This is a genomic window from Streptomyces sp. NPDC005820, assembly GCF_040630255.1.
Classification (GTDB): domain Bacteria; phylum Actinomycetota; class Actinomycetes; order Streptomycetales; family Streptomycetaceae; genus Streptomyces.
The window spans coordinates 1-12,516 of the sequence record NZ_JBEXXE010000098.1; the positions used below are offsets into that span (position 1 = coordinate 1).

General features: G+C 71.3%; 13 protein-coding genes. All 13 read left to right on the forward strand.

Translation table 11 applies throughout. The features are described 5' to 3' along the window. Positions 1 to 283: 283 nt before the first annotated feature. Positions 284 to 613 carry a TcmI family type II polyketide cyclase gene (locus tag ABZ464_RS51275; RefSeq protein WP_359289772.1) on the forward strand — a complete coding sequence of 110 codons (330 nt, stop codon included), beginning with the start codon at positions 284 to 286 and terminating at the stop codon, positions 611 to 613. Then, complete coding sequence (locus ABZ464_RS51280) at positions 610 to 1,881, forward strand: beta-ketoacyl-[acyl-carrier-protein] synthase family protein (protein ID WP_359289775.1); 1,272 nt, start codon at positions 610 to 612, stop codon at positions 1,879 to 1,881. The genes ABZ464_RS51275 and ABZ464_RS51280 overlap by 4 nt, the downstream gene beginning before the upstream one ends. Continuing rightward, entirely contained in the window at positions 1,878 to 3,092 is a 1,215-nt protein-coding gene (locus ABZ464_RS51285; protein WP_359289777.1) for a ketosynthase chain-length factor, read from the forward strand. The genes ABZ464_RS51280 and ABZ464_RS51285 overlap by 4 nt, the downstream gene beginning before the upstream one ends. A gap of 131 nt (positions 3,093 to 3,223) precedes the next feature. Then, entirely contained in the window at positions 3,224 to 3,490 is a 267-nt protein-coding gene (locus ABZ464_RS51290; protein ID WP_359289779.1) for an acyl carrier protein, read from the forward strand. 77 nt (positions 3,491 to 3,567) lie between these two features. Then, positions 3,568 to 4,353 carry a 3-oxoacyl-ACP reductase FabG gene (fabG, locus tag ABZ464_RS51295; protein WP_359289781.1) on the forward strand — a complete coding sequence of 262 codons (786 nt, stop codon included), beginning with the start codon at positions 3,568 to 3,570 and terminating at the stop codon, positions 4,351 to 4,353. 28 nt (positions 4,354 to 4,381) lie between these two features. Further along, positions 4,382 to 5,314 (forward strand): aromatase/cyclase, encoded by a 933-nt coding sequence (locus ABZ464_RS51300; RefSeq protein WP_359289783.1) that lies wholly within the window; start codon positions 4,382 to 4,384, stop codon positions 5,312 to 5,314. Further along, entirely contained in the window at positions 5,236 to 6,759 is a 1,524-nt protein-coding gene (locus ABZ464_RS51305; RefSeq protein WP_359289794.1) for an FAD-dependent oxidoreductase, read from the forward strand. The genes ABZ464_RS51300 and ABZ464_RS51305 overlap by 79 nt, the downstream gene beginning before the upstream one ends. Beyond that, on the forward strand, positions 6,750 to 7,430 hold the full coding sequence (locus ABZ464_RS51310; protein ID WP_359289785.1) for an antibiotic biosynthesis monooxygenase: 681 nt from the start codon (positions 6,750 to 6,752) through the stop codon (positions 7,428 to 7,430). The genes ABZ464_RS51305 and ABZ464_RS51310 overlap by 10 nt, the downstream gene beginning before the upstream one ends. A gap of 132 nt (positions 7,431 to 7,562) precedes the next feature. Beyond that, positions 7,563 to 9,017 (forward strand): FAD-dependent monooxygenase, encoded by a 1,455-nt coding sequence (locus ABZ464_RS51315; protein ID WP_359289796.1) that lies wholly within the window; start codon positions 7,563 to 7,565, stop codon positions 9,015 to 9,017. Further along, positions 9,014 to 9,901, forward strand: a complete 888-nt coding sequence (locus ABZ464_RS51320; RefSeq protein WP_359289787.1) for an alpha/beta fold hydrolase — start codon at positions 9,014 to 9,016, stop codon at positions 9,899 to 9,901. Before ABZ464_RS51315 ends, ABZ464_RS51320 begins: the two co-directional genes overlap by 4 nt. A gap of 32 nt (positions 9,902 to 9,933) precedes the next feature. After that, the gene (locus tag ABZ464_RS51325; protein WP_359289798.1) at positions 9,934 to 11,232 is read left to right on the forward strand and encodes an MFS transporter; all 1,299 of its coding nucleotides are present in this window, start codon (positions 9,934 to 9,936) and stop codon (positions 11,230 to 11,232) included. Positions 11,233 to 11,246: 14 nt separating this feature from the next. Further along, positions 11,247 to 12,077, forward strand: coding sequence for a 4'-phosphopantetheinyl transferase superfamily protein (locus tag ABZ464_RS51330; protein ID WP_359289790.1), 831 nt, complete (start codon positions 11,247 to 11,249; stop codon positions 12,075 to 12,077). Next, on the forward strand, positions 12,035 to 12,516 hold a 482-nt coding region (locus ABZ464_RS51335), incomplete at its 3' end, for a carboxyl transferase domain-containing protein (RefSeq protein ID WP_359289792.1). The genes ABZ464_RS51330 and ABZ464_RS51335, both read left to right, overlap by 43 nt.

Consider the following 12,516-nt stretch of genomic DNA (forward strand, 5'->3'; position numbering starts at 1 on the left):
TCAACGCCCACCGCTCCGGCACCATCAAGGGCCTGGCAGCAGAGGTCGGCGCCTCCATCACCTCCGGCGCAGCAATCTGCGAAATCAAGGACTGACAACCGGGGTTCTGTGTAATTCCCGTACAAAGTCCTGACAGGAATTAACAATGGCCTGACCTGAGAGGTCTTGAAAACCCTTCGCGAAGCGGAGAGTCTATTTATCGGCATTCGACGTTCTGAGTCGCCGCCCCAAGGGTGCACGTGTTGGTCATCCGGAGTAATTCGGTCACGGAGGAGAGAAAATTATGCACAGCACTTTGATCGTGGCTCGGATGGAACCGGGCTCGAGTGTCGATGTCGCCAAACTGTTCGCCGATTTCGACGCCACTGAAATGCCCCACCGCATGGGAACTCGCCGACGTCAGTTGTTTTCGTACCGAGGTCTTTACTTCCATTTGCAGGACTTCGACACGGACAACGGCGGCGAGCTGATCGAGCAGGCCAAGACCGATCCGCGCTTCGTCCGGATCAGCGATGACCTGAAGCCGTTCATCGAGGCGTACGACCCGGCGACCTGGCGCTCGCCCGCCGACGCCATGGCCAAGCGTTTCTACAACTGGGAGGCGTCCGCATGACGGGTCGGCGAGTCGTCATCACCGGCATCGAGGTTCTGGCGCCGGGTGGAATCGGCACCAAGAACTTCTGGAGCCTGCTGAGCGAGGGCCGTACGGCGACGCGCGGGATCACCTTCTTCGATCCCAGCCCGTTCCGCTCCCGGGTGGCCGCGGAGGTCGACTTCGACCCCGAGGAGCACGGCCTGCGCCCGCAGGAAGTCCGGCGCATGGACCGGGCCGCGCAGTTCGCCGTGGTCGCGGCCCGTGGCGCGGTCGCCGACAGTGGCGTCGAACTCGGCGAGCTCGACCCGTACCGCACCGGTGTCACCATCGGCAGCGCGGTCGGCGCCACCATGGGACTCGACGAGGAGTACCGGATCGTCAGCGACGGCGGCCGACTGGACCTGGTCGATCACGAGTACGCGGTCCCGCACCTGTACAACTACCTGGTTCCCAGCTCCTTCGCCGCCGAGGTCGCCTGGGCCGTGGGGGCCCAGGGGCCGAGCACGGTGGTGTCGACCGGCTGCACCTCGGGCATCGACTCGGTCGGCCACGCCGTGGAGCTGATCCGCGAGGGCTCCGCCGATGTCATGATCGCCGGTTCCTCGGACGCCCCGATCTCACCGATCACCATGGCGTGCTTCGACGCGATCAAGGCGACCACTCCCCGGCACGACGACCCTGAGCACGCTTCCCGGCCGTTCGACGGCACCCGGAACGGCTTTGTGCTCGGCGAGGGCTGCGCCGTGTTCGTCCTGGAGGAGCTGGAGAGCGCCAGGAAGCGCGGTGCCCACATCTACGCGGAGATCGCCGGCTACGCCACGCGCAGCAACGCCTACCACATGACCGGCCTGCGGCCGGACGGCGCGGAGATGGCGGAGGCGATCCGGGTCGCACTCGACGAGGCCCGCATGAACGGCGAGGAGATCGACTACATCAACGCCCACGGCTCGGGCACCAAACAGAACGACCGGCACGAGACGGCGGCCTTCAAGCGGAGCCTCGGCGATCACGCCTACCGCACCCCGGTCAGCTCCATCAAGTCGATGGTCGGTCACTCGCTCGGGGCGATCGGTTCCATCGAGATCGCCGCGTGCGCCCTGGCCATGGAGAACAACGTGGTGCCGCCCACGGCGAACCTGCACACCCCCGACCCCGAATGCGATCTCGACTACGTGCCCCTGACGGCCCGTGACCAGATCACGGACGCGGTGCTGACGGTCGGCAGCGGCTTCGGCGGGTTCCAGAGCGCCATGGTGCTGGCCCGTCCCGAGAGGAGCGTGGCATGACCACCAAGGTGGTGGTGACCGGCCTGGGCGTCGCGTCCCCCAACGGGCTCGGTTCGCAGGACTACTGGGCGGCGGCCCGCATCGGCAAGAACGGCATCAGCCGCGTCACCCGCTTCGACCCGGCGCGGTACCCGGCCAGGCTCGCCGGTGAGATTCCGGGCTTCGTGGCCGAGGACCACCTGCCCAACCGGTTGATCCCGCAGACCGACCGGATGACCCGGATCGCCCTGGCCGCCACGGACTGGGCGCTCGCCGACGCGGGCGTACGCCCTGAGGACCTGCCCGAGTACGACATGGGCGTGGTGACCGCCAGTTCCTCGGGCGGCTTCGAGTTCGGTCAGGGCGAGCTGCAGAAACTGTGGGGCCAGGGGAGCCAGTACGTCAGCGCGTACCAGTCCTTCGCCTGGTTCTATGCCGTCAACAGCGGTCAGATATCGATCCGCAACGGCATGAAGGGCCCGAGCGGCGTGGTCGTCAGCGACCAGGCCGGCGGCCTCGACGCGGTGGCGCAGGCTCGACGGCAGATCCGCAAGGGGACGAAACTGATCGTCTCCGGCGCGATCGACGCCTCGATCTGCCCCTGGGGCTGGGTGGCCCAGCTGGCGAGCGACCGTCTGAGCACCAGCGACGAGCCGACCCGGGCCTATCTGCCCTTCGACGCCGACGCGCGCGGGCATGTGGTCGGCGAAGGCGGCGCGATCCTGATCATGGAGGACGTCGAAGCGGCGCGCGAGCGCGGCGCGAAGATCTACGGCGAGATCGCCGGTTACGGCGCGACCTTCGACCCGAAGCCCGGCACCGGCCGCGAGCCGGGACTGCGCAAGGCCATCGAACTGGCCCTCGCCGACGCGCAGGCGCGGCCCGAGGACGTCGACGTGGTGTTCGCCGACGCCGCAGCCATCCCCGAGCTCGACCGTGTCGAGGCGGAGGCGATCACCGCCGTCTTCGGTGCGCGGGGCGTCCCGGTCACCGCGCCCAAGACGATGACCGGCCGGCTCTACTCGGGCGCCGCCCCACTGGATCTGGCCACCGCCTTCCTCGCCATGGAGGAGGGACTCATCCCGCCGACCGTGAATGTCGAGCCGGCCGCCGAGTACGACCTGGATCTGGTCGTCTCCCAGCCGCGTACCGCCGAGGTGCGCACCGTGCTGGTCCTGGCCCGTGGCCAGGGAGGCTTCAACTCCGCTGTGGTCGCCCGGTCCGCCCACTAGGCAGCCGCCGCGAACCGCGCCTTCCGCCGGCCGCGCCACCCCCGCGCGGGCGGCGGAAGGCGTCTCCCACACCCCTGCGCGACGAGCCATCACGCGCGAACCCGGACAGACGACGAAAGAAGGATCTCACCATGGCCACCAAGGAATTCACCCTCGACGACCTCAAGCGCATCCTGCTCGAGGGCGCCGGCGCGGACGAGGGCGTGGACCTCGACGGCGACATCCTCGACACGCACTTCGAGCAGCTGGGCTACGAGTCGCTGGCCCTGCTGGAGACCGGCAGCCGCATCGAACGCGAGTACGACATCACCCTCGACGACTCCGTGCTGACCGACGCCGACACCCCGCGCGCCCTGATCGACGCCGTCAACGCGCACCTCATGGTCGCCGCCGCCTGACAGGGCCTGCCGGGCGGGCATCCCGCCCGGCAGGCCCCACCGTCAGCATCGCCCCCACCACTGGAGGAAGAGAGAACATGCCGCAGCAGGAGAAGCGGGTCGCCCTGGTCACCGGAGCCACCAGCGGGATAGGCCTCGCCGTCGCTCGGCTCCTGGCCACGCACCATCACAAGGTGTTCATCGGCGCGCGCAACGCCGAGAACGTCGCCTTCACCGTCAAGCAGCTGCGCGAGGACGGGCTGGAGGTCGACGGCGCCGCCCTCGACGTGCGGTCGGGCGACGATGTCAAGGCCTTCGTCCAGGCCGCCGTAGACCGGTTCGGCACTGTCGACGTCCTCGTCAACAACGCGGGCCGCAGTGGTGGCGGGGTCACGGCGGACATCGCCGACGACCTGTGGGGCGACGTCATCGACACCAACCTCAACAGCGTCTTCCGGATGACCCGCGAGGTGCTGAACACCGGCGGCATGCGGCACAAGGATCGCGGCCGCGTCATCAACATCGCATCCACCGCCGGCAAGCAGGGCGTCGTGCTCGGTGCTCCGTACTCGGCCTCCAAGCACGGAGTGGTCGGTTTCACCAAGGCGCTGGGCAACGAGCTGGCGCCGACGGGCATCACCGTCAACGCGGTCTGCCCGGGGTACGTCGAGACGCCGATGGCCCAGCGCGTACGCCAGGGCTACGCGGCCGCCTACCAGGCCACCGAGGAGGCGATCCTCGAGAAGTTCCAGGCCAAGATCCCGCTTGGCCGCTACTCCACCCCCGAGGAGGTCGCCGGCCTCGTCGGCTACCTGGCCTCCGACTCGGCCGCGTCCATCACCTCGCAGGCGCTGAATGTCTGCGGCGGCCTCGGCAACTTCTGATCAGCTCCGACGGACAAGGACGACACCCATGACCAAAGAGGTCGAGCACGAGATCACCGTGCACGCCCCCGCCGCCGAGGTCTACCGCCTGATCGCCGAGGTGGAGAACTGGCCGCGGATCTTCCCGCCGACCATCCACGTCGACCACCTGGACCGCGGCGAGAACGAGGAGCGGATCCGGATCTGGGCCACCGCCAACGGCGAGGCGAAGAGCTGGTCGTCGCGCCGCACGCTGGACCCGGAAGGGCTGCGGGTCGCCTTCCGCCAGGAGGTGTCCACCCCGCCGGTGGCCGCCATGGGCGGGGCGTGGATCATCGAGCCCCTGTCGCGGACGGAGTCCAGGATCCGGCTGCTGCACGACTACCGGGCCGTCGACGACGACCCGGACGGGCTGAAGTGGATCGACGAGGCCGTCGACCGCAACTCCCGTTCCGAGCTGGCCGCGTTGAAGACGAACGTGGAGCGGGCCTACGCGGACGGGGACGTGACGTTCTCCTTCGAGGACACCGTCGAGATCAACGGCTCGGCCAAGGACGTCTACGACTTCATCAACGAGGCGAACCTGTGGTCCGAGCGGCTGCCGCACGTGGCCAGGGTCGAGCTGACGGAGGACACCCCGGGGCTGCAGACCCTGGAGATGGACACCCGCGCCAAGGACGGCTCGACCCACACCACCAAGTCGTACCGGGTCTGCTTCCCCGACTACAAGATCGCCTACAAACAGGTCACGCTGCCTGCGCTGATGACCCTGCACACCGGCTACTGGACCTTCCGCGAGACGGGGACCGGTGTCGCCGCGTCCTCGCAGCACACCGTCGTGCTGAACACCGCGAACATCGCGCGGATCCTCGGTGAGAACGCCACAGTCGCCGACGCCCGGGAATACGTCCAGGGCGCCCTGAGCACCAACAGCCGCGCCACCTTGGGTCACGCCAAGGACTACGCCGAGGCCAAGCGCTGATCATGGTGGAGGACCATCTGGACACCCAGGTCGTCGTCGTCGGCGCCGGACCCGTCGGGCTCATGCTCGCGGGCGAGCTGCGCCTCGGCGGCGCCGACGTGACGGTCCTGGAGCGACGGGACGCCCCGACGACGGAGTCACGGGCCTCCACCCTGCACGCCCGCACCATGGAGGTCCTCGACAGCCGTGGCCTGCTGGCGCCGCTCGGCACCCCACCCAACGATACGCGCGGGCACTTCGGCGGGATCCCGCTCGACCTGACCCTGCCAGGCCCCTACCCGGGCCAGTGGAAGGTCCCCCAGACCCGCACCGAGGAGCTGCTCCAGGAGTGGGCGGCAAGCCTCGGCGCGGACATCCGGCGCGGGTACGAGCTGCGAGCCCTGACAACGACCGACGAGTACGTCGAGGCAGAGGCGGCCGGACCGGGCGGCACCGTCCTGCGGGTCCGGGCCCCCTACCTCGTCGCCTGTGACGGCGAGGAGAGCGCGGTGCGCCGCCTGACCGGGGCGGAGTTCCCCGGCTCGGACGCGGGCCGCACGCTGCTGCGCGCGGACGTGGACGGCATCGACGTGCCCGACCGGCGCTTCGAGCGGCGGGAGCGCGGGCTGGCCATCGCCGCCCGGCGCGGCGACGGCGTCACCCGCGTGATGGTGCACGCTTTCGGCGATGCACCCGCACCGCGCGGCACGGAGCCCGGTTTCGCGGACGTCGCCGAGACATGGCGGCGGGTCACCGGCGAGGACATCGCCGGCGGCACCCCGCTGTGGGTCAACGCCTTCGGCGACGCCGACCGCCAGCTCACCCGTTACCGCGACGGTCGGCTCCTGTTCGCCGGCGACGCCGCCCACCAGCAGATGCCGATCGGTGGCCAGGCCCTCAACCTAGGGCTGCAGGACGCCTTCAACCTGGGATGGAAGCTCGCCCTCCAAGTCGCCGGCACGGCACCCCAGGGGCTGCTCGACACCTACCACGACGAGCGGCACGCGGTGGGCCGACGGGTGCTCGCCAACATCAGGACGCAGGCGCTGCTGCTGCTGGGCGGGCCCGAGGTGGAGCCCGTCCGCGCGTTGCTGGGCGAACTCATCGCCATGGAGGACGTTCGGACGTCCCTCGCCGGGATGATCAGCGGCCTCGACATCCGCTACGACGTCGACGACGGCGACCATCCGCTGTCCGGCCTCCGGCTGCCCCCGCTCGCCCTGACGACCGACCAGGGGCGCACCACCACCGCAGACCTGCTGCGCGACGGCCGCGGCCTGCGCCTCGACCTCACCGAGGCCCGTGCCGAAGACCGCCGGTCCGCGGGCGTCCTGGCGGGTGCCGAACACCTCGTCGCCCGGCCCGACGGCCATGTCGTCGCCGTCCGGACCTCCGACGGCCCGCCGCGCCGGTACGGCGCGGCGCGGACCGATGTCATCTCCGTAAAGGAATTCTCATGCCTCTGATCAAGCCCGACGACGGCTACCTGACGCTGTTCAACCTGTTCGAGACCGCGACCACGGAGGGGCAGGACCGCGTCGTCGACGAGATGAAGAAGATCGTCGACAACGCCACCTATCCCGGCTGGATCTCCTCCACGGTGCACGCCGGCGTGGACACCCCCGGCACGCTCAACTTCATCCAGTGGCGGGACCTGGCCGCCCTGGAGGCCCGCTACGCCGGGGAGAAGTTCAAGACCAAGACCGTGCCTCTCTTCAACCAGCTGGCCACGTCCGCGCGGCTGCTCAAGACGGAGCTGGAGTTCACCCAGCACCACCCGGACCTGGGCGACTCCATCGAGGTCTCGCCGAAGCGTGACGACTACACGGTGTTCGTCCTGCTGAACGTGGAGCCGGAGAACCAGAAGGAACTCCTCGACACCCTGGCGAAGCCGGACGAGTGGCTGAAGACCGTGCCGGGCTACCGCTCGCACACCTACTTCCGCGGCATCGACGGCACGTTCATCGCCAACTACGCGCAGTGGGACAGCAAGGAGCTCTACGACGCCTTCCACACGCTCCCCGAGGAGCAGCGGCCGGCGGACGTCCGCGAGGGCCGGCTCCGCGCCCGCAACCTGGCGACCGGCCGGTTCGCGAACAGTTTCCGCGCCGTCCACACGCGCTCCGCGGAGCTGTAGTCGCCGGGCTCCGGGCCGGTTCGCAACTCCACCGTGCCCCGGCACTCCCGTCGGGGCCCGGTGTTCCAACCAACGGAGGGAACAGCCGTGGAAACGGACGTCATCATCGTCGGCGCCGGCCCGACCGGCCTGATGCTCGCCGGTGAACTGCGCCTCGGCGGTGCGCGGGTCATCGTGGCGGAGCGGCTGGCGGAGCCCACCGGGCAGTCCCGGGGCCTGGGTTTCACCGCCCGCGCCATGGAGGTCTTCGACCAGCGCGGCATCCTGCCGCGGTTCGGTCAGGGCAGCACGCTCGAGATCAGCCCGCTCGGCCACTTCGGCGGCGTGCAGTTCGACTACACCGTGTTGGAGGGCGCTCACTTCGGCGCCCGGGGCATCCCGCAGTCGCAGACCGAGGAGGTGCTCGCAGGCTGGGCGACCGACCGCGGCGCGGACATCCGGCGCGGCTGGGAGTTCCGGTCGTTCGCCGAGGACGCCGACGGCGTGGAGGCCGTCTTCGCCACCCCCCAGGGCGAACAGCGAGTGCGCGCCGCTTACCTGGTGGGCTGCGACGGCGGCCACAGTCCGGTGCGTAAGGCGGCAGGGTTCGACTTCCCCGGCACCCCGGCGACCCGCGGGATGTACCTCGCTGACGTCGTCGGCTGCGACCTGAAGCCGAGGTTCCTGGGCGAGCGCCTGCCGAACGGCATGGTGATGGCCGCCCCGCTCGGCGAGGGAGTGGACCGCATCATCGTCTGCGAGCACGGCACCCCGGCCGGCGGTCGCAGCGAGACACCCGCCTTCGCGGAGGTGGCCGCCGCCTGGCAGCGCATCACCGGCGAGGACATCGGCGGCGGCCGTGCGGACTGGGTGAGTTCCTTCACCGACGCCACCCGTCAGGTCACCGAGTACCGGCGGGGCCGGGTCCTGCTGGCCGGTGACGCCGCGCACATCCACCTCCCGGCGGGGGGCCAGGGCCTGAGCACCGGCGTCCAGGACGCCGCCAACCTGGGCTGGAAGCTGGCCGCCGTGGTGCGCGGCTGGGCGCCGGCCGAGCTGCTGGACACGTACCACTCCGAGCGGCACGCGGCGGGCGAGCGGCTGCTGATGAACACCCGCGCCCAGGGCCTGGTCTTCCTGGGCGGCGAGGAGAGCGACCCGCTGCGCGAGCTGTTCACCGAACTCATCACCTACGACGACGTCAAGCGACACCTCGCCGGCATCGTCAGCGGCCTCGACATCCGCTACGAGGTCGGCGAGGGCGAGCACCGCCTGCTCGGACGGCGCGTCGGTCACCGCACGCTGACCGGCCCGGCCGGGGAGACCAGCACCACGCAGCTGCTGCACGCGGGCCTGGGCGTGCTCCTCGACCTCACCGACGACGCAGAGGCGCGACGGGCGGCCGAGACCTGGAAGGACCGTGTGGTCACCACGACCGCCGTGCCGACGGCGGAAGCCGACGCGGCCGCCTTCGACGGCGCGGCGGCGGTGCTCGTCCGGCCCGACGGCTATGTCGCGGCCGTCCCGGCGGACGCCGAGGAGCTGCGGACCGCGCTGCGCCGCTGGTTCGGCGAGCCCCTCGACGACAGGAACGGTGCGGCCGCGTGACGGCCCTGACCGCAGCGCGTGCCGTCGTCGCCGACGGGGTGCGCCGGCTCGTCCTGGACGCCGACGGCATCCCGCTGTCCGGCCTGGTCTGCGAACCGGTCGGCGCACCGCCGCGCGCGGTGGTGGTCGCCCTGCACGGCGGCGGGATGAACGCCGGGTACTTCCACGGCCAGGCCCACCCGGACCTGTCGCTCGCGGTCCTCGGCGCGCGGCTCGGCTACACCGTGCTCGCCATCGACCGGCCGGGGTACGGGGAGTCCGCCGCCGTGCTGCCCGAGGGCATGTCTTTGCGCGGGCAGGCGGCCGCTCTGCACGCGGCGCTGCGGGACTTCACCTCCCGGTACGACCGGGGAGCGGGCATGTTCCTGCTCGCGCACTCGTATGGCGGCAAGCTCGCGTTGACCGCCGCGCAGGACGCGGGGGACACGCTGCTCGGTCTCGACATCTCGGGCTGCGGCCACCGGTACGCCGTCGAACCCGAAGAACTGCCGAACACGCGCCGGCACGGGCGCTTCAGCCGGAACTGGGGGGCGCTGCGGCTGTACCCGCCGAACACCTTCGGCTCCAGTGCCTCTCTGGTGGCGCCCGTGCCCGCCGCGGAGGAGCGCGAGGCCCGGAGCTGGCCGGGGATCTTCCCCGAGGTCGCCGCGCGCGTCCGTGTCCCGGTCCGGCTGACCTTCGCCGAGTACGAGTCGTGGTGGCACCACGACGAGTCGGCGGCCGCCGACCTCACGGCCCGGTTCACCGCGGCGCCGCGGGTGGTCCTCGACCGCCAGCCGCACGCGGGCCACAACATCAGCCTGGGCTGGGCGGCCCGCTCGTACCATCTGCGGGCCCTGGCGTTCCTGGAGGAGTGCCTCTCGCACACGGGACGGGGCCGATGACGCCGAAGGACGGCGCTGGGCCCGTGCAGCGGATGAAGGGCACCTTCCGCTCGCTGTCGGTGCGCAACTTCCGGCTCTTCGCATCCGGTCAGGTCGTGTCCGTGGCCGGCACCTGGATGATGGTGGTGGCCCAGGACTGGGTGGTGCTCGCCCTGACCGGCGACTCGGGTGCCGCCCTGGGCACGGTCACCTCCCTGCAGTTCGCGCCGTTGCTGCTGCTCACGCTGTACGGGGGGCGGCTCGCGGACCGTTACAACAAGCGCCGACTGCTGATCGGGACCAACCTCGCCTCGGGCGTGCTCGCCCTGGCGCTGGCGCTGCTGGTGCTGACGGGCGAGGTCCGGCTCGGGCACGTCTACCTGTTCGCGCTGGGGCTCGGCGCCGTCAACGCCGTCGAGGTCCCCACCCGCATGTCCTTCGTCAGTGAACTGGTCGGCGCCGAGCTGCTGCCCAACGCGTCGGCGCTCAGCGCCGCGTACTTCAACACGGCCCGGGTCGTCGGCCCGGCGCTCGCCGGGCTGCTCATCGCCCAGGCCGGCATCGGCCAGGTCATGCTGTTGAACGCGGCGAGCTATCTGGCGACCGTCGTGGCCCTCCGGAGGATGCGGCCGGACGAGCTGCACCGCGGCGCGCCACAGGGCGCCCCGGCCCGGGTGGTCGACGGCCTCCGGTACGTGACGAGCCGGCCGGACGTGCTGGCGCCGCTGGCACTGGTCGCCGTCGTCGGGGTGTTCGGCATGAACTTCCAGCTCACCCTGCCGCTGCTGGCCAAGACCGTGTTCCGCTCCGACGTCACGTCCTTCGGCCTGCTCACCACCGCGCTCGCCGCCGGGTCGCTGCTGGGGGCCTTCGCCACCACCGCGCGGCGCGGGCGCCCGTCCAGCGCCACGGTGGCCGGTTCCGCGCTCGCCTTCGGGCTGCTGGAGACGGTGACCGGCTGGGCGCCGACGTACCCGGCGGCGGCCGTGCTGCTGGCCCTCACCGGCTTCGCGACCGTCTGTTTCGCGCAGGCCGCGAACCAGCGGGTCCAGCTCGGCAGCGATCCCGCCTACCGCGGCCGGGTGATGGCGCTCTACACCCTCATCTTCCAGGGGGTCACGCCGCTGGGCGCGCTGCTGGTCGGCGGGCTCTCCGAGCATCTGGGGGCCCGCTCCGGTCTGTACGTCGGCGGTCTGGCCTCGGTGGCCGTCGCGCTCGTCGCGATGGCTGTCGATGCGTCCGCGATCCCGGGACGCCCGACAGAACGGCGCGGCCGCCTGTGCGCGCGCCTTCGGAAAGGAGATGAGTCGATGACGTGTCAGCCCGTCCCCGCGGCCCGCGCGCCGCAGTGAGACCGCCCGGAGCGGTGCCCACCGTGCCCGTCGGGGAGCTGGACCTGTGGTCGCTGCGCGCACCGCCCCCGGTGGGCGGGCCGTCTGGCCTGGCAGCCGGCGAACTCGACCGGGAGGAGCACGAGCGGGCCGCCGCCTTCGTGCGGCCGCACGACCGGCTGCAGTACCTGGCGGCGCACATCGCGCTGCGCCGGCTGCTGGCCGCGTACACCGGCATGCCGCCGGACCGGATGCGGTTCGGCCGGGACGGTCCGGGCGGGCGGCGCGGACGGCCGACGCTGCTCGGCGCCCCCGTTCCACTCCACTTCTCCCTGTCGCACAGCCACGGTCTTGTGCTGTTCGGGGTGGCGTCGACCCCGGTGGGCGTCGACGTGCAGCGTGTGCCGTCGCGGGAGACCACCGAGCTGTGCCTGTCCAAGCTGCACCCACAGGAGCGCGCGGAGCTGGTCCGACTTGCCGCCGATGCGAGGCCGTTGGTCTTCGGGCGGCTGTGGACGCGCAAGGAGGCCTATCTCAAGGGCCTGGGCACCGGCCTCGCCCGCAGCCCGGCCGCCGACTACCTGGGCGAGCACCGAGGCGGCGCGGCGCCCGCCCGGCCGACGGGCTGGACCGTGCGCAACGTGCCCGCCGCGCCGGGCCACGTGGCCGCGACGGCGCTGCGCACCGAGGAGGAGCACCGGATCACGGTCCGGCGACTGCCCCCGGAGTGCCTGTACGTGAGGGACCCGGCCGACGCCGCGCGGGCGATCGCCGCCGTCCCCGAAGAGACCACGAACGAAGACGAGAAGGGAGTGGGACCACCATGCCGACCGCGACCACCGGGGCCGATGTCCACGACCGGCTGAGGGAACTCGGCGAACTGAAGGAACTGACCCGCCAGGGGCCCGATCCGAAGGCCACCGAGCGGCAGCACGCGAAGGGCAAGCTCACCGCCCGCGAACGCATCGAACTCCTGCTGGACAAGGGGAGTTTCAACGAGATCGAGGCGCTGCGTCGGCACCGTGCCACCGGCTTCGGCCTGGAGGCCAGGCGCCCCCGTACCGACGGTGTGGTCACCGGCTGGGGCACCGTCGAGGGCCGTACGGTGTTCGTGTACGCGCACGACTTCCGGATCTTCGGCGGCGCGCTGGGCGAGGCCCACGCCACGAAGATCCACAAGATCATGGACATGGCCATCGCGGCCGGCGCCCCGCTGGTGTCGCTCAACGACGGCGCGGGCGCCCGCATCCAGGAGGGCGTCTCGGCGCTCGCCGGCTATGGCGGCATCTTCCAGCGCAACACCAA

Excerpts from the sequence above, each read along its gene's own strand:
- ABZ464_RS51275 (WP_359289772.1), top strand. The coding sequence starts at position 284 with ATGCACAGCACTTTGATCGTGGCTCGGATGGAACCGGGCTCGAGTGTC.
- ABZ464_RS51280 (WP_359289775.1), top strand. The coding sequence starts at position 610 with ATGACGGGTCGGCGAGTCGTCATCACCGGCATCGAGGTTCTGGCGCCG.
- ABZ464_RS51285 (WP_359289777.1), top strand. The coding sequence starts at position 1,878 with ATGACCACCAAGGTGGTGGTGACCGGCCTGGGCGTCGCGTCCCCCAAC.
- ABZ464_RS51290 (WP_359289779.1), top strand. The coding sequence starts at position 3,224 with ATGGCCACCAAGGAATTCACCCTCGACGACCTCAAGCGCATCCTGCTC.
- fabG (WP_359289781.1), top strand. The coding sequence starts at position 3,568 with ATGCCGCAGCAGGAGAAGCGGGTCGCCCTGGTCACCGGAGCCACCAGC.
- ABZ464_RS51300 (WP_359289783.1), top strand. The coding sequence starts at position 4,382 with ATGACCAAAGAGGTCGAGCACGAGATCACCGTGCACGCCCCCGCCGCC.
- ABZ464_RS51310 (WP_359289785.1), top strand. The coding sequence starts at position 6,750 with ATGCCTCTGATCAAGCCCGACGACGGCTACCTGACGCTGTTCAACCTG.
- ABZ464_RS51315 (WP_359289796.1), top strand. The coding sequence starts at position 7,563 with ATGCTCGCCGGTGAACTGCGCCTCGGCGGTGCGCGGGTCATCGTGGCG.
- ABZ464_RS51325 (WP_359289798.1), top strand. The coding sequence starts at position 9,934 with ATGAAGGGCACCTTCCGCTCGCTGTCGGTGCGCAACTTCCGGCTCTTC.